We start from the raw sequence: 20690 nt of genomic DNA on the forward strand, positions 1-20690 counted from the left end.
ACCCGCGTGCCCAACATTTCCCGAGACGAGGTCGCGCACCTCGCGAAGCTGGCCAGGCTGGCCGTGACCGACGACGAGATCGACGTCTTCGCCGGCCAGCTCGACCAGATCCTGGACTCGGTGGCCAAGGTGAGCGAGGTCGCCGCCGAAGACGTGCCGCCTACTTCGCACGCCGTGCCGCTGACGAACGTCTTCCGGCAGGACGTCGTCCGTCCCGGGCTCACCCAGCAGCAGGCCCTGGCCGGTGCGCCGGCCGCCGAAGAGGGCCGGTTCCGGGTGCCGCGGATTCTGGGGGAAGAGCAGTGACCGAGCTGATCAAGCTGACCGCCGCGGAACTGGCGGAGAAGATCCACACGCGCGAGGTGTCCGCGGTCGAGGTCACGCAGGCCCACCTGGACCGGATCGCCGAGGTGGACGACCACGTCCACGCGTTCCTGCACGTCGACACCGAGGGCGCGCTGGCCGCGGCCAAGGCCGTCGACGAGGGCATCGCCGGTGGCCAGGCGCCCGTGTCGCCGCTGGCCGGCGTGCCGCTCGCGCTGAAGGACGTCCTCACCACCGAAGGCATCCCGACGACGTGCGGGTCGAAGACCCTCGAGGGCTGGATCCCGCCGTACGACGCAACGGTGACTCGCAAGCTGCGCGAAGCCGGCGTCGTCATCCTCGGCAAGACCAACATGGACGAGTTCGCCATGGGGTCGTCGACCGAGAACTCGGCCTATGGCCCGACGCACAACCCGTGGGACCACGCCCGCATCCCGGGCGGTTCCGGCGGTGGTTCGTCGGCGTCGATCGCGGCCTTCGAAGCCGCGCTGGCGATCGGTACCGACACTGGTGGCTCGATCCGGCAGCCCGGCTCGGTCACCGGCACCGTCGGCGTCAAGCCGACCTATGGTGGCGTGTCGCGCTACGGCCTCGTCGCGTTTTCGTCGTCGCTCGACCAGGCCGGGCCGTGCGCCCGCACGGTGCTCGACGCCGCGCTGCTGCACGAGGTCATCGCCGGCTACGACCCGATGGACTCGACGTCCATCGACGCGCCGGTCCCGCCGGTCGTCGCCGCGGCCCGCCAGGGCGCGAACGGCGACCTGTCCGGCGTCCGCGTCGGCGTGGTGAAGGAGTTCGGCGGCGACGGCTACCAGCCGGGCGTGCTGCGGTCCTTCGAGGCCGCGGTCGAGCAGTTGCGCGCGCTCGGCGCCGAGGTCGTCGAGGTGTCCTGCCCGAACTTCACCTACGCGCTGCCGGCGTACTACCTGATCGCGCCGAGCGAGTGCTCGTCGAACCTCGCCCGGTTCGACGCCATGCGCTACGGCCTGCGCGTCGCCGACGACGGCACGCACAGCGCCGAAGAGGTCATGTCGCTGACCCGTGAAAAGGGCTTCGGTGCCGAGGTCAAGCGGCGGATCATGCTGGGCACGTACGCGTTGTCGTCGGGCTACTACGACGCGTACTACGGCTCGGCGCAGAAGGTGCGCACGCTGATCACGCGTGACTTCGCCTCGGCCTTCGAGAAGGTCGACGTCCTCGTTTCGCCGACCACGCCGACCACGGCGTTCAAGATCGGTGAGCGCGTCGACGACCCGATGGCGATGTACCTCGCCGACCTGTGCACGATCCCGTCGAACCTGGCCGGCAACGCCGCGATGAGCGTGCCGAGCGGGCTGTCCGACGAGGACGGGCTGCCCGTCGGCCTGCAGATCATGGCCCCGGCGCTCGCCGACGACCGGCTCTACCGGGTCGGCGCCGCCTACGAGGCCGCCCGCGACGCCGCCGCCGGCGGTTCGCTGGTCCACAAGGTCCCGGAGCTGGGAGGAACGAAGTGACTGCCGTGGCCGAGTTGATGGACTACGCCGACGTCATCGAACGCTTCAACCCGGTGCTCGGGCTCGAAGTGCACGTCGAGCTGAACACGAACACCAAGATGTTCTGCGGCTGCGCCAACGAGTTCGGCGGCGAGCCGAACACGAAGGTGTGCCCGACCTGTCTCGGCATGCCGGGCGCGCTGCCGGTGGTGAACGGCAAGGCCGTCGAGGGCGCGATCCGGATCGGTCTCGCGTTGAACTGCGAGATCGCCGAGTGGTGCCGGTTCGCCCGGAAGAACTACTTCTACCCGGACATGCCGAAGAACTTCCAGACGTCGCAGTACGACGAGCCGATCGCCTTCAACGGCTACCTCGACGTCACGCTCGACGACGGCGAGGTCGTGCGCGTCGAGATCGAGCGCGCACACATGGAAGAGGACACCGGCAAGTCGCTGCACGTCGGTGGCGCCACCGGCCGGATCCACGGCGCCGAGCACTCGCTGCTCGACTACAACCGCGCCGGCGTGCCGCTGATCGAGATCGTCACCAAGACGATCGAGGGCACCGGCGAGCGGGCTCCCGAGGTCGCTCGGGCGTACGTGTCCGCGCTGCGTGACCTGCTGCGCGCGCTCGACGTGTCCGACGTCCGGATGGACCAGGGCTCGCTGCGCTGCGACGCGAACATCTCGCTCATGGCGAAGGACGCGACCGAGTTCGGTACCCGCACCGAGACGAAGAACGTCAACTCGCTGCGCAGCGTCGAGCGCGCGGTGCGCTACGAGATGACGCGGCAGGCGGCGATCCTCGCCGACGGCGGCACGATCAAGCAGGAGACGCGGCACTTCCAGGAGGCCGACGGCTCGACGTCGCCAGGCCGCACCAAGGAGACCGCCGAGGACTACCGGTACTTCCCGGAGCCCGACCTGGTCCCGATCGCGCCGTCGCGCGAATGGGTCGAAGAGCTGCGCGGCACGCTGCCGGAGATGCCGGCCGAGCGTCGGAAGCGGATCCAGCAGGAGTGGTCGCTTTCCGACGAAGCCCTGCGTGACCTGCTGAACGTCGGCGCGGTGGACCTCGTGGCGGCCACGGTCGAAGCCGGCGCGAAGCCGGACGAGGCGCGCGGCTGGTGGGTCAACACCCTCGCCCAGGAGGCCAACGCCCGCGAGGTCGAGCTGGCCGACCTGGCCATCAGCCCGGCCCAGGTGGCCGAGGTGATCGGGCTGGTGACGTCCGGCGAGCTGACGAACAAGCTGGCCAAGGAAGTCGTCCAGGGCGTGCTCGCCGGCGAGGGTTCGCCGCGCGAGGTCGTCGAGAAGCGCGGGCTGAAGGTCGTCTCGGACGACTCGGCGCTGCTCGCGGCGATCGACGAGGCCCTGGCGTCGCAGCCGGACGTCGCGGAGAAGATCCGCGGCGGCAAGGTGGCCGCGGCGGGCGCGATCGTCGGCGCGGTCATGAAGGCGACCAAGGGACAGGCCGACGCCAAGCGGGTCCGCGAGCTGATCATCGAGCGCGTCGGTTCCTGACCGCTTTCATGACACAGCCGTTTTCCGTAAAGAGCGTCACCTGGCGCGAGTGGCTCGGCCTGGCGGCCGGGCTGCTCGCGCTGGGGTCGACGTTCCTCCCGTGGACCACGCTCAGCACCAACAAGCCGGACATCGAGGACATCCTCTCGCAGCTGCCGCACGACCAGGTCGTGCGCGACGCGTGGGATTCGAGCTTCTTCGCCTGGTGCCCGCCGCTGCCGTTGCTGCTGGCCGGGCTGGTCGTGGTCGTGTTCGGACGAGTCCGGAACGTGCGGGTCAGCGGCCTGCCGCACCTGTGGCTGGTCGTCGCCGCAGCGTCGGTGCTGCTGATGGCGATCGGCTGGCTCACGCTCGACTGGGAGTTCGACGCCGACCAACGGGGCATCTTCGAGGCGGCCGGCATCGCCATCGGGCCGGGTTTCGGCCGGTTCCTGGGGATGTTCGCCGCGCTGGCGTCCGGGGTGGTCGCTTTCCTGGACGTGCGGGCGATGCGCGCCGAAAGCCGGCAGCCGCGGAAACGCAGCCTGCGGGGCAAGAGCCGCTGACCCGCAAGAGGGCGCACGGTCCGTGGACCGTCTGACCCTCTCGGTGTGCGGTGGCGAAGCCCGCGAATCTTTCTGATGGCGGCCTGCGGTGGCAAGGGCTGGGATCCGCTTGACGTCGGTTTGCAGTGACGAGGTCCGCGGATCGCTCCCGCCGTCGATCTCTGGCGACAACATTCGCTGATCGACCTTAGGTCGGCTGTCGTGGCCAGTTTCGGTGACCTACTGGACCCGTGTGTGGCGGCAAAGTCTGCCCGCTAACTCTGATTCGTGACGCTGTTGCCAGGCCCCACAAGTGCGGTGGCCGACCAGTCTGAGCCGGTGCGTTCTCGTCCGTTCTGGTTGTGCACCAGGCGCTGACAACGTTGACAGTGGTACGGCCTGTTGCGTGAGAAAGCGCTTTCTGCGACGGTCGAGAAGGCCGCGCTCCAGGGACGTCGGGACGTGGAGGCCGGTTGCCGGGCATCGCCGCGGAGGGGAGGAGGTTCGAGCTTGCGTACCGGAAAGCGCTTACGGGTCGCCGTCGTCGGGGCCGGCGGGATCGCGAAAAGTCACTGGGCCGCGTACGAAGCCCATCGTGATGACGTCGAGGTGGTGGCCGTCGCGGACGTCGACGAAGCGCGTGCCGCCGCGTTCTGTGCCGAGGCCGCGGGCGTCAAGCCGTACCTGGACCTCGACACCCTGTTGGCCGAGCAGGAACCCGACCTCGTCTCGATCTGTACTCCGCCCGGACTGCACGTCGAGCAGGTCAAGAAGGTTCTCGAGAGCGGCGCCTGGGCCTGGTGTGAGAAGCCGCCCTGCCGGTCGCTCGCCGAGTACGACGAAATCGCCGCCGTCGAACAGGACGGTGGGCCCTACGCCGCTTTCGTCTTCCAGCACCGGTTCGGCTCGGCCGCCGGGCACTTCCGGACGCTGCTCGCGGACGGGGAACTCGGCCGTCCGCTCGTCGCGCATTGCCAGACGACCTGGTACCGCGACGCCGGCTACTACGCCGTGCCGTGGCGGGGGAGGTGGGCGAGCGAGGGCGGCGGTCCGGCCATGGGCCACGGGATCCACCAGATGGATCTGCTGCTCCACCTGCTCGGCGACTGGGCCGAGGTGCGGGCGATGACCGCGCGGCTCGTGCACGACGTCGAGACCGAGGACGTCTCCACGGCGCTCGTCCGGTTCGAGTCGGGCGCGCTGGCGACCGTGGTCAACAGCGTGCTGTCGCCGGACGAAGTGAGCCGGATCCGGATCGACTGCGAAAACGCGACCGTCGAGCTCACCCACCTCTACAGCTACAGCGGCAAGGACTGGCACTACACCCCGGCGCCGCACGTGGTCGCCGATCGGACGACGCGCTGGGCCGGCCCGCCTGACGACGTCGCCAGCTCGCACACCGCCGCGTTCGCGCCGGTCCTGGCCGCGTACCGGGCCGGGCGGCGGCCGCCGTGCAGCGGGGTGGATGGGCGGCGGGTGCTGGAACTCGTCGCGGCGCTCTACAAGTCGGCCTTCACCGGGGCCGGGGTGCGCCGGGGCGAGATCGGGCCGGGTGACGACTTCTACCGGTCGATGGCCGGCGCCGGTCAGGGCGTGGAGCAGGAAGGAGCGCGGGTGTGAGTGCGGCGATCACCGTCACCCACCGGCACGGCGACCACGTCGCCGTCGAAGCCGGCGGGGTCCAGTTGATGTCCTATGTGTACAAACCCGACCCGGTGGCCTACGAGTCCCGCAAGCCCTACACCCATCCGCTGCGCACCCTCGGCGGGCGGCGCGTCAGCGGTTACCGCCCGGCCGACCACCGCTGGCACAAGGGCCTGCAGATGACGTCGAGTCATCTGTCCGGCCAGAACTTCTGGGGCGGCCACACCTACGTCCCCGGAGATTGGTACCAGGACCTGCCCGATCGCGTCGGTTCGATGCGGCACGACGAGTTCGCCGGGTTCACCGTCGACGATGACCGGCTGACCTTCACCGAGCAGCTCACCTGGGTCGCCAACAGCGGTGAGGAGTGGGCGCGGGAGCGGCGCGACATCGTCGTCCACTCGGTCGAGCCGGACGAAGGCGCCTGGGCCATCGACTGGGCGATCGAGCTGACCAACATCCGCGACACGCCGCTCGCGTTCGGCAGCCCGACCACCGCCGGCCGCGAGATGGCCGGGTACACCGGGCTGCACTGGCGTGGTCCGCGCGAATTCAGCGGGGGCCGCATCCTCGGGCCCGGTGAGCTGGGCGGCGAGGAGATGATGGGCCGGCAGGCGCCCTGGCTGGCCTTCGTCGGCGAACACGACGACGTCGACGCGCATTCGACGCTCGTGTTCGCGCACGCCCCGGAGAACGACAGCGCGATCCACGAGTCGCACTGGTTCGTCCGTTCGCGGGACACGCCGACCGTGGCGATCTCGTGGGCGTTCTTCGAAGAATTCCTGCTGCCTCCGGGCGAGAGCTTCGCCTACCGCTACCGGGTCGTCGTCGCCGATGGTGCGTGGGATCGCGACCGCGTCAACGGCTACCTCGGCACGCACGGGTTCTGAGAGGCAGCCATGGACGAATTCCCCCTTCCGGGTGGCATCGGCGTCTCCCACCTGCGGGCTTACGACTGGGCGGCCGAAGACGGCGTCTGCGGTGGCAGCCCGCACCTGCACCTCGCCTGCACCGAGGCGTACGTCGTCACGGGTGGGCGCGGCGCCGTGCAGACGCTGAGCGTCGGCGGCTACGTCGAGACGCCGTTGACGGCCGGGGTCATCGCGTGGTTCGCGCCGGGCACCGTGCACCGGATGGTGCAGGGCGGCGACCTGCGCGTCACCGTGCTCATGCAGAACAGCGGTCTGCCCGAGGCCGGCGACGCCGTGTTCACTTTCCCGCCCACGATGCTCGCCGACCCCGCCGCCTACGCCGAGGCCGCGGCGTTGCCGAAGACCGACGACGCCGCTCGACGACGCCGTGACCTGGCGATTCGTGGCTATCTGCCGCTACGTGAGGCGCTGCTCGAGGGCGACCCGGAGCCGCTGCGGGCGTTCCACCGGGCAGCCGTCGCGCTCGTCGCGCCGAAGGTCGGGGAGTGGGTGCCGCGGTGGCAAGCCGGGGCGCTCAAGGCCGCCGAGCTGACCGGCGCGCACCTCAAGGCGCTCGCCGACGGCGACGGAAGTCACCTCGAGCAATCGGGGGTGCGGGTCGCGACGCCGTCGAACCCCGACGGCTACGGCATGTGCGGCCGGCGCGCCGAATACGACATCCCCGGTGTGACCGCGCCGTACGGCGGGGACGAATCTTCGACGTGGAAGGCCGGTAGTTGATGAACCAGACCATCGGAGTGCTGCTCAACGGGGTCACCGGCCGGATGGGGTACCGGCAGCACCTGCTGCGGTCGGTGCTGGCGATCCGCGAACAGGGCGGAGTGGTGCTGCCGGACGGCACCCGCGCGCAGCTCGAGCCGATCCTCGCCGGGCGCAACGCCGGCAAGGTCAAGGAGCTTGCCGACCGGCACGGCCTGACGTCGTGGACCACCGACGTCGACACCGCGCTGGAGGACGTGCAGATCTACTTCGACGCGCAGCTGACGTCGGCGCGCGAGCCGGCGGTGCAGGCGGCGATCGCCGCGGGCAAGCACGTCTACGCCGAGAAGCCGTTGGCCGAGACCCTGGCCGGGGCGCTGGAACTGGCGGGCCTGGCTCGGGACGCCGGGATCTGTCACGGCGTCGTGCACGACAAACTGTTCCTGCCCGGGCTGCGAAAGCTGCGGCGACTGGTGGATGGCGGCTTTTTCGGGCGGATCCTGTCCGTTCGCGGCGAATTCGGCTACTGGGTGTTCGAGGGCGACTGGCAGGATGCGCAGAGGCCGAGCTGGAACTACCGCGCCGAGGACGGCGGCGGGATCGTGCTCGACATGTTCTGCCACTGGAACTACGTGCTGGAGAACCTGTTCGGCCGGGTTTCGGCCGTGACCGCGAAAGCGACAACGCACATCCCGCGTCGCTGGGACGAGCAGGGCGAGGCGTACGCGGCGACGGCGGACGACGCCGCGTACGGCATCTTCGAGCTGGAATCGGGGACGATCGCGCAGATCAACTCGTCGTGGTCGGTGCGCGTCTTCCGCGACGAGCTGGTCGAGTTCCAGGTCGACGGCACCGAGGGCAGCGCGGTGGCCGGGCTGCGGCGGTGCCGCGTGCAGCACCGGTCGGCGACGCCGAAGCCGGTGTGGAACCCGGACCTGCCGGCGACCGAGGCGTTCCGGGACCAGTGGGCCGAGGTGCCGGACAACGCCGAGTTCGACAACGGGTTCAAGGCGCAGTGGGAGGAGTTCGTCCGCGACGTGGTCGCCGGACGGCAACACCGCTATGACTTCTTCTCGGCCGCCAGGGGCCTGCAGCTCGCAGAGGCGGGGCTGACGTCGTCCGCGGAGGGACGACGGGTCGAGCTGAAGCCGCTCACCTGACCGGGAGCCGCTGGCTTGTGTGGTCGGCGAGCTGGCGACAGCTGCTCGGCTACTGGTGGTGGTCCGTTGGGCGACGAGGTGGGTGAGCTGGACTTGACGGCAGTCGGCTGACGCGAGCGGGCGCGGGTGGTGGCGTGGTCGGTCCGGCGACGACAGGGTTGAACTGGACCTGACGATGCCGTGGGTGCCGGTGGTGTGGTCGATCAGCGACGACAGGGCTGAACGGACCTGACGACGCCCAGCTGGGGCAAGCAGGCGCGGATGTTGGTGCTGTCGTCCGTTGGGCGACGGCAGGGCTGAACCGGATCGGATGACGGTCGGCTGAGGCGGGCGGATGCGGGTGCCGGCGGTGTGGTTGGTCAGGCGACGACGCCGCTGGACCGGAGCTGGCGGATCGCCGGGCGGCTGGTCAGGTGATGTTGTCTCGGGCGCGCCTACGACCGCGGCACCAGCGTTGAGCGGAGGGGGACCGTCAGTCCTTGCCGTTGCCGCCGCCGGAGGTGGCTGGTGTGATCAGGACCACTCGGTCGTCGCTTGAGACTGGGGTGCCGCCGTCCTTGTTGACCGTGCCCGCCACCGCCAGCTGGGGGTTGATCATGCTGATCCCCGCGAGGCGGCCGTACGTGATCGGGGGTTTGCCCGTCTTGCCGTCGAGGCTGATCGTCGGCTTGCCGCTGACCGCGCCCTCTGCCGTCACCGGGAGGTTCTGCAGGTTTCCGGCCAGGGACGTGCCCACCGAGACCGAGCCGTTGGCGTCGACGAAATCCGCGCAACCCGCCACGCCCGGCTTGTCCGGCCACGTCCACGCCGGGGCCGTGAGCGGCTGGCCGGTCTGCACCCGGTACAGCGCGTCCTTGTCGGCCAGCCGGTCGGTGACCCAGACGCGACCACCGTCGGCCGAGGCGCAGAGGCCGCCCGGGGCGTGGAGGCCCGCCGCCACCGCGATGGCGCCCTTCGGGTTGCCCGCCGCGGCCTTGCCGGACGTGTCGATCCGCAGCACCTTGCCCGCCAGCGACGACGGGTCGGCCGCCGCGTTCGGGTTGCCCGCGTCGCCCGTCGCGACCAGGAGCGCGCCGCGGTTGTCCGTGCCGAGCGAGCCGCGGTTGCCGGTCGCGCCCTTGGGGATGCCCGTGAGCACCGGCTTCGGCGTCTGGCCCTTCGCGAAGCGGACGACGCGGTTGTCCGTCGCCGTCGTCACGTAAGCGAACACGAGCTGGTCCTCGACGTACGACGGCGACAGCGCGAGGCCGGTCAGGCCGCCGTCGCCGGCCGCTTGGACGTCGAGCTTCGCGAACTCCGTGGCGTCCTTGCCGGCCGTGGCCAGCAGGACGCGGCCGCTCTTGCGCTCGCCCGCGAGCGCGCTCGGCGTGGAGCCGTCGCCCGGCAGGCCGGCGACCGCGGCCACCGTGTCCAGGCAGGTCGCGATCACCGTCTGGTCGAAATCCTTGCAGCCCTGCGGCGGCGGGATCGTCGTGGCGGGCTGACCAGGGCGGGCCTGCTTGCCGTCGCCACCGGAGTCCGAGCCCGGACCCTGCACCTCGGGGGGTGATTCGGGGCTCGCGACCGGCGCTGGGCTGAACGTCTGGCCCGCCGCGGTGTCGTCGAACCGCGCACAACCGGCGGGCAGCAGGGCGCCGCAGGCGAGGATCGCCAGCAGGGCCGACCGGTACCGGGTTCGCATGATCGCCCAGCCTAGGGGCCGGTGCGTGAACCATGGGTGAGTACTCCTCGATTACCGTGGCGATCATGACGCTGACCGTGCTGGTGCCCGACGACGAAGGGCTGTCCGTGCTGGCCGAGGTGCCGCGGGTGCTCCCGGTGCGCTACCAGTGGGGCGAGCCGGTGCCACCCGAGGCCGCGAAGGCGGAGGTGCTCATTCCCGGCAAGCACCGCGCCGGTGACGAGCTGTGGCGCGCGCTGCCGAACCTGAAGCTGATCCAGCTGCTGTCCGCCGGCGCCGAGGACTGGATCGGCAACGTGCCGGACGGCGTCCTGCTGTCCACCTGCCGCGGCGCGCACGGCGGCAGCACCGCCGAGTGGGTCGTCGCCGCGCTGTTGTCGATTTATCGCAAACTCGACGTCTTCGCCGACGCACGCCGCGAGGGCCGCTGGGCGCGGCAGACCGCCGACACGCTGCAGGGCAAGCGCGTTCTCGTGATCGGGGCCGGCGACCTCGGGCAGCACCTGCGGCGGCGGCTCGAGCCGTTCGACGCGCGCTGCACCATGGTCGGGCTGACCGCCCGGGACGGCGTGCACGGCGTGCAGGAGCTGCCCGGGCTGCTCGGCCTGCACGACGCCGTCGTGCTGATGGTGCCGCTGACCTCGCGCACCCGCGGGATGGTCGACGCGGACTTCCTCGCCGAGATGCGGGACGGCGCGGTGCTGGTCAACGTCGCGCGCGGCAGCGTCGTGGACACCGGTGCCCTGGTCGCCGAGCTGACCACGGGCCGGTTGCGGGCCGCGCTCGACGTCACCGATCCGGAGCCACCGCCGGCCGGGCACCCGCTGTGGACCGTTCCGGGGCTGCTGCTGACTCCGCACATCGGCGGCGCCGTGCGCGGCGTGCGGGGGCGGTCGTACGCCGTCGCCGCGGCCGAGATCGCGCGCTACGCCGGGGGCGAGCTGCCGGACAACCTGGTGCACGGGGAGTACTGAGCGCGGCGCGCTGCCTCGCCAGGCCCGCGCGGATCCCCTACCCTTCGCGCGTGACCAGTGCAGACGACTTCTCGCAGCAGCCCACCAGCGTCCTGTCGGGTGTCGAGGACGACGGGCCGGTCGACGACGGTCCCCGCCAGGGCGGGCTCGGGCTCGGCCTGCTGATCCTGCGGCTGGCGATCGGCGTGACCATGGGGGCGCACGGCCTGCAACACCTGTTCGGCCTGTTCGGCGGGCCGGGCATCGGCGGGTTCGCGCGGATGCTGGAGACGTTCGGCTACCACAAGCAGACGACGCTGCTGTCGTGGATCACCGGCATCACGGAACTCGCGGGCGGAGCGCTCGTGGTCGTCGGGTTGTTCACGCCGCTGGCCGCGGCGGGGCTGCTGGGGGTGGCCGCGAACGCGGTCTACGCGAAATTCCACGGCGGGTTCTTCGAGGGGCAGGGCCAGGGCTTCGAGTTCGAGCTGGTGCTCGGTCTCGGCGCGTTGAGCCTGCTGTTCACCGGCGCCGGGCCGATTTCGCTGGAGCGGAACACGCCTTGGCGGCGACGGCCGTTGCCGCTGGGGCTGGTCTCGCTGCTACTGGCCGCGGCGGCCTCGGTCGTAGTCATCGTGCTGACCCGATAGGGGTTGTGGACAACTTCCGACTCGGACGGCCGGCTGTGGATCCGCCAGGGGGAACTATGGTCGGGAAACGCGCGAAGGCCGTCCGCCAGGGAAACCGCGGTCGAGAAAGCCCGAAGGCCGCCCCCAGGTAACCGGGGACGGCCTTCGGTGGCTGAAGCAGGGGCTTACTTGTTCGGGTCGCGGACCGCGCCCGTGTCGGCCGATGTTGCCATGCGGGCGTACGCGCGCAGGGCCGCCGTGATGGGGCGCTCGCGGTCCTTTGGCTGCCACGGCCTCTCCGCCGTCTCCATCTTCGACCGGCGCTCCGCCAGGATCTCCGCGTCCACCAGGAGTTCCAAGCGGCGCTCGTGGACATCCAGGACGATCCTGTCGCCGTTTTCGACCAACGCGATCAAGCCGCCCGCGGCCGCTTCCGGGGAGATGTGGCCGACCGAGATGCCCGATGAACCGCCCGAAAAGCGGCCGTCCGTGATCAGGGCGCACTTCTTGCCCAGGCCCGAACCCTTGAGGAATGCCGTCGGGTGCAGCATTTCCTGCATGCCCGGGCCGCCCGCGGGGCCTTCGTAGCGGATGACCAGGACCTCGCCCGGCTGGATCTCCTTCTTGAGGATCGCCGACACGGCTTCCTCCTGGCTCTCCAGCACCCTCGCCGGGCCTTCGAAGTGCCACAGCTCTTCGTCGATGCCCGCGGACTTGATCACCGCGCCGTTCTCGGCGAGGTTGCCGCGCAGGATGGCCAGGCCGCCGTCCTTCGTGTACGCGTGCTCGACGTCGCGGATGCAGCCGCCCGCCGCGTCCGTGTCCAGGGACGACCAGCGGTTCGAAGTCGAGAACGCCTGGGTCGTGCGGACTCCGCCCGGCGCCGCGTGGAACAACTCCAGGGCAACGTCAGAAGGCGACGAAGCGCGGATGTCCCAGGCGGAGAGCCAGGATTCGATGTCGGGCGAGTGCACCGAGCGGACGTCCGTGTTGAGCAGCCCGCCGCGGTACAGCTCGCCCAGGATCGCCGGGATTCCGCCGGCCCGGTGGACGTCTTCCATGTGGTAGTCGGAGTTCGGCGCCACCTTGGACAGGCAGGGGACGCGACGGCCGATCGCGTCGATGTCGTCGATCGTGAAGTCGACCTCGCCCTCGCGGGCGGCGGCGAGGATGTGCAGCACCGTGTTCGTCGAGCCGCCCATCGCCATGTCGAGGGCCATCGCGTTCTCGAACGCCGCCTTCGACGCGATCGTCCGCGGCAGGGCCGAGTCGTCGTCCTGCTCGTACCAGCGCTTGCAGAGCTCGACGACCGTCCGGCCGGCCTCCTCGAACAGCGCGCGCCGCGCGGCGTGCGTGGCCAGCGTCGAGCCGTTGCCCGGCAGCGACAGGCCCAGCGCCTCGGTCAGGCAGTTCATCGAGTTCGCGGTGAACATGCCGGAGCACGAACCGCAGGTCGGGCAGGCCGAGCGCTCGACGATGTCGAGCCCGTCCTCGTCGACGTCGGGGCTGGCCGACGCGGCGATCGCGGTGATCAGGTCGGTCGGGGCCTGCGCGACGCCGCCGACGACCACGGCCTTGCCGGCCTCCATCGGGCCGCCGGAGACGAACACGACCGGGATGTTCAGCCGCATCGCGGCGTTGAGCATGCCCGGGGTGATCTTGTCGCAGTTGGAGATGCAGACGAGGGCGTCGGCCTGGTGCGCGTTGACCATGTACTCGACCGAGTCGGCGATGATCTCGCGCGAGGGCAGCGAGTAGAGCATGCCGGAGTGGCCCATCGCGATGCCGTCGTCGACGGCGATCGTGTGGAACTCGCGCGCGACGCCGCCGGCTTCCTTGACCGCGCCGGCGACGATCTCGCCGAGGTCCTTGAGGTGCACGTGGCCGGGCACGAACTGCGTGTAGGAGTTGGCGATCGCCACGATCGGCTTGCCGAAGTCGCTGTCGGTCATGCCGGTGGCGCGCCAGAGCGAGCGCGCGCCCGCCGCGTTGCGGCCGTGGGTGGTGGTCCGGGAACGGAGAGGCGGCACGGCGAACTCCCAGGTCGGATGGGGGCCAGGCGGAGGTTCGGGACGCTCCGCAGAAACTGGTCCTACCAATTTAGACCTTCACGGGGCCGCGCCGCCGTGGGGGTTACTCGCTGGGCGACGTCTCGGGCTTGGACGGCCTGACGTCCTCGTTGTCGAGCAGTCCGCTCGGGTCGGCGACGAGGCCCTCGCTCACCAGCGACAACACCGGCAGGTGCCGGGTCCGCACGGTCGGCAGCGGCACCTTCGTGTCGTCCGTCAGCACGGCCTGGACGCGGGACCGCTTGGTGATCGCCAGCCCCTTCAACGCCGACCACGGCACGTCGCGGTGGCCGAACATCGTGCGCGTCGCCAGGCCGTCGCGCGTCGCGACGGTGCGGGTGCGGATCACGAACACCGCCAGCGCGATCGGGAAGACGTACAGCCACTGCAGGTACGGGATCTCCCCGAGGGCGATCGGCGTCACACAGATCGTCAGGAGCGCGATCGCCATGAACGACGTGCGGGGGATGCGGAAGACGGCCTTCCGGCCCGTGTCCTGCTCTTTTTCGGCCACGCCGAAATGGTGCACCGCCCGGCGCGAGCACGGGAAACCGGGTCGGTGCGGACGTGACACGCGCCGCGCCGGTGTCCACGATGCGGACTCTCCGTCCCGCAGAGTTGACACTTGAGAGACCTTCGGACTAGCGTCAGCGTCGTGACACCGCTGACCGGCCTCGTACTTCCCAAGCGCGTCGACGCTTAGGGAAGTCTTTCCGCTGCGTCGACGCGCGACCCTCGTGCGACCTTACGGTCGGCGAGGGTTTTTTGTTGCCCGAGGGAAGCAATTCCTGGCCCCACCGCACAAAAACCGACCCGAACGAGTGACACCGAGACCCACGAGGCAGAACCGATGACCAGTGCCACAAACCCGACGAAGCCGGGCCCGGCGCCCGGCGCGCCAGGAGCACGTCCGAAGCCGGCGCCACCGGCGGGAACCCCGGTGCGCGTCACCGGTGCGCAGTCGCTCGTGCGCTCGCTCGAGGCCGTCGGCGCCGAGGTGGTCTTCGGGATTCCGGGCGGCACCATCCTGCCCGCCTACGACCCGCTGCTGGACTCCACGAAGGTCCGCCACATCCTGGTCCGCCACGAGCAGGGCGCGGGCCACGCGGCCACCGGCTACGCGCAGGCCACCGGCAAGGTCGGCGTCTGCATGGCCACCTCCGGCCCCGGCGCGACGAACCTGGTCACCCCGCTGGCCGACGCGAACATGGACTCCGTCCCGGTCGTGGCCATCACCGGCCAGCAGAGCCGGGCGCTGATCGGCACCGACGCGTTCCAGGAAGCCGACATCTGCGGCATCACCATGCCGATCACCAAGCACAACTTCCTCGTCACGGACCCCGCGGACATCCCGCGGACCATCGCCGAGGCGTTCCACCTGGCGTCCACGGGCCGACCCGGCCCGGTCCTGGTGGACATCCCCAAGGACGTGCTGCAGGAGATGACCTCGTTCTCCTGGCCGACCGAGCTGCGCCTCCCGGGTTACCGCCCGACGCTGCGCCCGCACGGCAAGCAGGTCCGCGAAGCCGCGAAGCTCGTCGCGAAGTCGCGCCGCCCGGTGCTCTACGTCGGCGGCGGCGTGATCAAGGCGGAGGCGCACGAGCAGCTGAAGCAGCTCGCCGAGCTGACCGGCATCCCCGTCGTCACCACGCTGATGGCGCGCGGCGCGTTCCCCGACTCGCACCCGCAGCACCTCGGCATGCCGGGCATGCACGGCACGGTCGCCGCCGTCGCCGCGATGCAGCGCGCCGACCTGCTGATCGCGCTCGGCGCCCGGTTCGACGACCGCGTCACCGGCCAGCTCTCGTCGTTCGCGCCGGACGCCGCCATCGTGCACGCCGACATCGACCCGGCCGAGATCTCCAAGAACCGCAAGGCGGACGTTCCGATCGTGGGCGACTGCAAGGAGATCATCGGCGAGCTGATCACCGCCGTGCAGACCGAGTTCGACCACGGCGGCAAGCCCGACCTCACCGACTGGTGGACCCAGGCTGACGGCTGGCGCAAGAACTACCCGGCCGGTTACGAGTGGCCGGACGACGGTTCGCTGTCGCCGCAGTACGTCATCGAGCGGATCGGCCAGATCGTCGGCCCGGACGCGGTGTACGCCGCCGGCGTCGGCCAGCACCAGATGTGGGCCGCGCAGTTCGTCAAGTACGAGAACCCGCGCACCTGGATCAACTCCGGCGGCCTCGGCACCATGGGCTACGCGGTGCCCGCGGCGATGGGCGCGCAGTTCGGCGTCCCCGGCACCCAGGTGTGGGCGATCGACGGCGACGGCTGCTTCCAGATGACCAACCAGGAGCTGGCCACCTGTGCCATCGAGGGCGCGCCGATCAAGGTCGCCGTCATCAACAACGGCAACCTGGGCATGGTCCGGCAGTGGCAGAACCTCTTCTACTCGGGGCGGTACTCCAACACCGACCTCGGCACGCACAAGCACCGCATCCCGGACTTCGTGCTGCTCGCCGAGGCGCTGGGCTGCGCCGGGCTGCGCTGCGAGACGAAGGAAGACGTCGACGCCACCATCCGCCGCGCGATGGAGATCAACGACCGCCCCGTCGTGATCGACTTCGTCGTGGGGAAGGATGCCCAGGTGTGGCCGATGGTCGCGGCCGGCACCGGAAACGACGAGATCATGGCGGTCCGGGGCATCCGGCCGCTGTTCGACGACGACGAGGTTTCGGTGGAGACGACCGAAGCCGCCGCGGAAGCCGCTGGGGAAGGTGAGCGCTGAGATGAGCGTCCACACGCTGAGTGTCCTGGTCGAGAACAAGCCGGGTGTGCTCGCGCGCGTCTCGGGCCTGTTCTCCCGCCGCGGTTTCAACATCGAGTCCCTCGCCGTCGGGCCCACGGAGAACCCCGAGGTGTCCCGCATGACGATCGTGGTCGCCGTCGAAGAGCTACCGCTCGAACAGGTGACCAAACAGCTCAACAAGCTGGTCAACGTGATCAAGATCGTCGAGCTGGAGCAGTCGACCGCCGTGCAGCGCGAACTGCTGCTCGTGAAGGTTCGCGCCGACAACACCGTGCGCAGCCAGGTCCTCGAAACCGTCCAGCTCTTCCGGGCGAAGGTGGTGGACGTCTCCCCGGAGGCGCTCACCGTCGAAGCCACGGGGACGTCCGACAAGATCGGTGCCCTGCTGCGGATGCTGGAGCCGTATGGCATCCGCGAGCTGGTGCAGTCAGGCATGGTCGCGGTGGGGCGGGGCGCCCGTTCCATCACCGCCACATCACCGCGTTAAAGAAGTAAGTCTCGAAAGGAAGCAGTAACCCCCATGGCAGTGGAAATCTTCTACGACGACGACGCCGACCTCTCGATCATCCAGGGGCGCAAGGTCGCTGTCATCGGCTACGGCAGCCAGGGCCACGCCCACTCGCTGAGCCTGCGCGACTCCGGCGTCGACGTCCGCATCGGCCTGCCCGAGGGGTCCAAGTCGCGGGCGAAGGCCGAGGAGCAGGGCCTGCGCGTGCTCACCCCGGCCGAGGCGTCGGCCGAAGCCGACCTGATCATGATCCTGGCGCCGGACACGAAGCAGCGCCACATCTACGAGCAGGACATCGCGCCGAACCTCAAGGACGGCGACGCGATCTTCTTCGGGCACGGCTTCAACATCCGCTACGACCTGATCAAGCCGCCGTCCAACGTGGACGTCGCCATGGTCGCCCCGAAGGGCCCGGGCCACCTCGTGCGCCGCCAGTTCGTCGACGGCAAGGGCGTCCCGGCGCTCATCGCGGTCGAGCAGGACGCCACCGGCAACGCCCAAGCGCTCGCGCTGTCCTACGCCGCGGCCATCGGCGGTGCCCGCGCCGGTGTCATCAAGACGACCTTCACCGAGGAGACCGAGACCGACCTCTTCGGCGAGCAGGCCGTGCTCTGCGGTGGCGCGTCCGCGCTGGTGCAGACCGGTTTCGAGGTGCTCACCGAGGCCGGTTACGCCCCGGAGATCGCCTACTTCGAGGTGCTGCACGAGCTGAAGCTGATCGTCGACCTGATGTACGAGGGCGGCATCGCGCGCCAGCGCTACTCGATCTCCGACACCGCCGAGTACGGCGACCTGACCCGCGGCCCGCGCGTCATCTCGCCGGCGGTCAAGGAAGAGATGAAGAAGATCCTCGGCGAGATCCAGGACGGCACGTTCGCCCGCGAATGGGTCGCCGAGGACGAGGCCGGCCGGCCGAACTTCACCAAGCTCGAGGAGCAGGGCAACCAGCACCCGATCGAGGCGACCGGCAAGAAGCTGCGCGACCTGATGTCGTGGGTGGACCGGCCGATCACCGAGACCGCCTGAGTTTCGCCAAGGTCCGTGAAGGCCCCCTTGCCGGCGCAAGATGCCGGTAAGGGGGCCTTCACGGCTTTCCGGGGCAGGGGAGCGGTTTCGTTCGGTGCCCGGGTGGTTACGCTGATGGTATGAGCGAGCAGCCGGCCGACGACAAGGCGCACATCCGGCACCACCTGGACTTCACCGAGGCCGAGTGGATCCGGGCCGAGCCCGAGGGCGCCGCGCTCGACGAGGTCGCCGAGTACGCGTTCATCCCGCACACCGACGGCGTCACCTACGTCGCGATGCGGAAGTCGACGGACCCCGGCGGCACGGTCCTCGTCTTCACCCCCGCGGAGTGGGACGCCTTCGTGAAGGGCGTCCGCGACGGCGAGTTCGACTTCCCCGGCGCCTAGGAACCCAGGCGGGCGGCCAATGCGGGGATCGTCCCGGTGTCGCCCGCGACGGCGAGGTGGTCGCCGTAGTCACGGGACTCGACGATCAGGCCGTCGCGGATCCGCAGGACGAAGATGTTCGCGATCCGCACCGGGCGGCCGCCGTACTCGCCCTGGTAGGCGAACTCGCCGATCAGCACCTCCGGGTCGGTGGTCTGGTGGGTGACCAGGTCCGCGACCGAAAAGCCGGGGTTGAGCGCCTTCCCGGCTTCGAAGTGCGCGCGCAGCTCGTCGCGCGTCCGCACCACGCCCGAGCCCGGCAGGAACGGGTGCGTCACGTGGGTTTCCTCGGCGTACAGCTCCGGCAGCTCGTCCCAGCGCGCGCCCGCGACGCCGTGGACGAGCCGTTCGAACACACTGCCCGCGCTCTCCGGCGTGACCGGGGAAAGCTCTCGCGGCGGCGCCTGTTCGTACGCCTTCGGCAGCTGGTCGACGCCGTCGCGGATCGCGGCGAGCCGCAGGTAGTCGTGGTAGTCGCGGGATCCGGCGATCAGGCCGTCGCGGATCCGCAGGACCTGGATGTTGGCCGTGACGTCGGTCTTGCCGGTCTCGACGGACTCGGCGTCGTAGTCGTACTCGGCGACGATCACCTCGGGGTCCGTGGTCTCGTGGACGACGACGTTCTTGGGCTTGAGCCGGACCATCCCGGCGAGCGGGCCGGCGAACCGCTCGTGGACGGCCGCGCGGCCGGTGATGCGCGTCGGCCGCGGCACGGCCTGGGGGTGCTCGACGACGGTGTCCTCGGCGTAGAGCGCGGAAAGCTCGCCGAACCGTCCTTCGCCGATGCCGTCGGACAGCGCGGCGAACACGTCGCGGGGTGAGTTCACAAGGTCCTCCCAGAAGATAAAACGGAGTCTGTAGTCCGTCTAGACGATACGGACTGCAGACTCCGGTTGTCTACAGAGCAGCCAGCAGCTCCTTCGCGGCCGGCTGGTCGCAGTGCTCGGCTTAGGACTCCGGCGTGCTGTCGAACAGCGTGTCCCGCGCGGTGAGATCGGCGCCGCCCTCGACGAGCACCCGGATCACGTCGAGGTGCCCGGACTGCGCCGCCAGGTGCAGGGCGGTGGCGCCTTCGCCGTGGTTCGGGCCGCCGAACGTGCCCGCGTGGTTCACGTCGGCGCCGAGGTCCAGCAACGTCCGGACCGCCGTGAGCTTGCCGGACGCGGCCGCCCAGGTCAGGGCCGTGCCGCGGTAGACGTCGGCGTCGAGGCGGGCGCCGCGCGCGACGAGCGTGCGCAGGGCGCAGGCGCGGTCGTTGCGGGCCGCCCAGGCCAGGGCCTCGTCGCGGACCTCCGCCGGGTCGTCGCCCGGGCGCCAGGCCGGGAAACCGCTGTGCGGGCGGTAGAAGCCACGGTGTTCACCCGCGGCCGGGGCCAGGGTCCCGTCAGGTTTCAGCAGTTCGTCCAAGAGCGCCGCGTGACCGAGCCCGGCCGCGACGCGCAGGTTGCCGGGGGCGAGATCCCGGGCCGCCAGCTTCGCCGCCGCCTTGCGGTGTCCCCAGAACAGGGCGACGACCAGGGGAGTGCCGCCGTCTCCGCGCGCGGAGACGGCGACCGGCGCGCCCGCGTCGAGCAGGAGGTCGACGAGCCGCGCCTGGTTGCTGTAGGTGGCCTGGTGCAGGGGTGTCCAGCCGTGGACGTTGCCGCGCGCCGGGTCCGCGCCGTGGTCGAGCAGGACCCGGCTGAGCCGCTCGTCGCCGGTCGCGCCGGCCATGCCGAGCAGGTCGTTGCCGTTGGTGCCGCGGGCGGTGACGAGCCCGGGGAACTCGCCGAGAAGGGTCGCCAGCGCGTCGGGATCCCGCGCTTCGACCGCGCGGTACGCCCGGGCGAACGGCTCACCACTGTCCACAAGCGACTTGATGTGCTCACGAAGTGCTTTCCAGGAAACGAAACCGTGTTCGCGGGCGACGACCACGCGGGCGCCGTCGCGGGTGACCGGCTGGCTCCAGCGGTCGAACGGCTCGCGCGCGCCGGGCGTCTCGTCTTCCGCGGACGCGAGCAGGCCGAGCGCGCGCCCGGCGTAGTAGTGGACGTCCTGGTGGTACGGGTGCTGCAGGGTTTCGCCGTGCTCGGTGACGCGCCGGACGTACGCCTGCAGCTTCGGCCAGCTCGGGAAACCGTGCTCGCGCGCGATCCGGAACTGCGCTTCGGACAGTTTCACGGTTTCGGCGCGCGCGAGGTCTTTCGCGCGTTTGCGCAGCTGGTCCAGGCTGGGTTTGGCGGGCAACGTGCCCATGGTGCCTCCTTTCCTCGGGCGCCCGTGGTCCGCCGGCACCGGGCAGGAAAGAAGGTGCGGAGCTGGTGGTGCGGTGCTGCGGGGGTGGGCTCGGCCCTTTCCGCGGACGGGACGCGGCCCTCACC

Annotated in this window: 19 protein-coding genes; 14 read left to right on the forward strand and 5 right to left on the reverse strand. The window is 70.5% G+C overall.

Translation table 11 applies throughout. The features are described 5' to 3' along the window. Positions 1-6 precede the first annotated feature (6 nt). From gatC to OG439_RS47480, 8 genes are all read left to right on the forward strand, one after another. Entirely contained in the window at positions 7-306 is a 300-nt protein-coding gene (gene gatC, locus OG439_RS47445) for an Asp-tRNA(Asn)/Glu-tRNA(Gln) amidotransferase subunit GatC (RefSeq protein ID WP_247061885.1), read from the forward strand. Then, the gene (gene gatA, locus OG439_RS47450; protein WP_247061887.1) at positions 303-1820 is read left to right on the forward strand and encodes an Asp-tRNA(Asn)/Glu-tRNA(Gln) amidotransferase subunit GatA; all 1518 of its coding nucleotides are present in this window, start codon (positions 303-305) and stop codon (positions 1818-1820) included. Before gatC ends, gatA begins: the two co-directional genes overlap by 4 nt. Then, the gene (gatB, locus tag OG439_RS47455; protein ID WP_247061889.1) at positions 1817-3322 is read left to right on the forward strand and encodes an Asp-tRNA(Asn)/Glu-tRNA(Gln) amidotransferase subunit GatB; all 1506 of its coding nucleotides are present in this window, start codon (positions 1817-1819) and stop codon (positions 3320-3322) included. The genes gatA and gatB overlap by 4 nt, the downstream gene beginning before the upstream one ends. A gap of 8 nt (positions 3323-3330) precedes the next feature. Next, positions 3331-3867, forward strand: a complete 537-nt coding sequence (locus tag OG439_RS47460) for a hypothetical protein (RefSeq protein WP_326946871.1) — start codon at positions 3331-3333, stop codon at positions 3865-3867. A gap of 489 nt (positions 3868-4356) precedes the next feature. Beyond that, positions 4357-5466: a Gfo/Idh/MocA family protein gene (locus tag OG439_RS47465; RefSeq protein ID WP_326946872.1), complete on the forward strand. Its 1110-nt coding sequence runs from the start codon at positions 4357-4359 to the stop codon at positions 5464-5466. Next, positions 5463-6380, forward strand: coding sequence for a PmoA family protein (locus tag OG439_RS47470; protein WP_326946873.1), 918 nt, complete (start codon positions 5463-5465; stop codon positions 6378-6380). Before OG439_RS47465 ends, OG439_RS47470 begins: the two co-directional genes overlap by 4 nt. 9 nt (positions 6381-6389) lie before the next feature. Then, complete coding sequence (locus OG439_RS47475) at positions 6390-7142, forward strand: cupin domain-containing protein (RefSeq protein WP_326946874.1); 753 nt, start codon at positions 6390-6392, stop codon at positions 7140-7142. Further along, positions 7142-8281, forward strand: a complete 1140-nt coding sequence (locus OG439_RS47480; protein WP_326946875.1) for a Gfo/Idh/MocA family protein — start codon at positions 7142-7144, stop codon at positions 8279-8281. Before OG439_RS47475 ends, OG439_RS47480 begins: the two co-directional genes overlap by 1 nt. Before the next feature lie 472 nt (positions 8282-8753). Here OG439_RS47480 and OG439_RS47485 read toward each other — a convergent pair whose 3' ends face one another. Next, positions 8754-9962 (reverse strand): PQQ-dependent sugar dehydrogenase, encoded by a 1209-nt coding sequence (locus tag OG439_RS47485; RefSeq protein ID WP_326946876.1) that lies wholly within the window; start codon positions 9960-9962, stop codon positions 8754-8756. 65 nt (positions 9963-10027) lie between these two features. Here OG439_RS47485 and OG439_RS47490 point away from each other — a divergent pair, with 65 nt between their 5' ends. Together OG439_RS47490 and OG439_RS47495 are read left to right on the forward strand one after the other, a co-directional pair. Next, complete coding sequence (locus OG439_RS47490) at positions 10028-10936, forward strand: 2-hydroxyacid dehydrogenase (RefSeq protein ID WP_326946877.1); 909 nt, start codon at positions 10028-10030, stop codon at positions 10934-10936. A 50-nt stretch (positions 10937-10986) separates the two neighbouring features. After that, complete coding sequence (locus tag OG439_RS47495; RefSeq protein ID WP_326946878.1) at positions 10987-11565, forward strand: DoxX family protein; 579 nt, start codon at positions 10987-10989, stop codon at positions 11563-11565. A gap of 164 nt (positions 11566-11729) precedes the next feature. Here the strand turns inward: OG439_RS47495 and ilvD are convergent, their stop codons facing one another. Together ilvD and OG439_RS47505 are read right to left on the reverse strand one after the other, a co-directional pair. Next, positions 11730-13574: a dihydroxy-acid dehydratase gene (ilvD, locus tag OG439_RS47500; RefSeq protein ID WP_326946879.1), complete on the reverse strand. Its 1845-nt coding sequence runs from the start codon at positions 13572-13574 to the stop codon at positions 11730-11732. A 103-nt stretch (positions 13575-13677) separates the two neighbouring features. After that, entirely contained in the window at positions 13678-14127 is a 450-nt protein-coding gene (locus OG439_RS47505; RefSeq protein ID WP_326946880.1) for a PH domain-containing protein, read from the reverse strand. 426 nt (positions 14128-14553) lie between these two features. On the opposite strand from OG439_RS47505, the gene OG439_RS47510 reads away from it, so the two are divergent. From OG439_RS47510 to OG439_RS47525, 4 genes are all read left to right on the forward strand, one after another. Then, the gene (locus OG439_RS47510) at positions 14554-16350 is read left to right on the forward strand and encodes an acetolactate synthase large subunit (protein ID WP_326951805.1); all 1797 of its coding nucleotides are present in this window, start codon (positions 14554-14556) and stop codon (positions 16348-16350) included. Position 16351: 1 nt separating this feature from the next. Then, a complete protein-coding gene (gene ilvN / locus OG439_RS47515) occupies positions 16352-16858 on the forward strand; it encodes an acetolactate synthase small subunit (RefSeq protein ID WP_003080760.1) in 507 nt (168 codons plus the stop codon). 33 nt (positions 16859-16891) lie between these two features. Then, positions 16892-17905 (forward strand): ketol-acid reductoisomerase, encoded by a 1014-nt coding sequence (gene ilvC, locus OG439_RS47520; protein ID WP_326946881.1) that lies wholly within the window; start codon positions 16892-16894, stop codon positions 17903-17905. Positions 17906-18024: 119 nt separating this feature from the next. After that, the gene (locus OG439_RS47525; protein ID WP_326946882.1) at positions 18025-18291 is read left to right on the forward strand and encodes a DUF397 domain-containing protein; all 267 of its coding nucleotides are present in this window, start codon (positions 18025-18027) and stop codon (positions 18289-18291) included. Here OG439_RS47525 and OG439_RS47530 read toward each other — a convergent pair. After that, positions 18288-19157: a nuclear transport factor 2 family protein gene (locus tag OG439_RS47530; protein ID WP_326946883.1), complete on the reverse strand. Its 870-nt coding sequence runs from the start codon at positions 19155-19157 to the stop codon at positions 18288-18290. The genes OG439_RS47525 and OG439_RS47530 overlap by 4 nt on opposite strands. A 121-nt stretch (positions 19158-19278) precedes the next feature. Then, on the reverse strand, positions 19279-20565 hold the full coding sequence (locus OG439_RS47535; protein ID WP_326946884.1) for an ankyrin repeat domain-containing protein: 1287 nt from the start codon (positions 20563-20565) through the stop codon (positions 19279-19281). Between the last annotated feature and the right edge of the window lie 125 nt (positions 20566-20690).

The sequence above is a fragment of the Amycolatopsis sp. NBC_01307 genome (genome assembly GCF_035975215.1).
Classification (GTDB): Bacteria; Actinomycetota; Actinomycetes; order Mycobacteriales; family Pseudonocardiaceae; genus Amycolatopsis.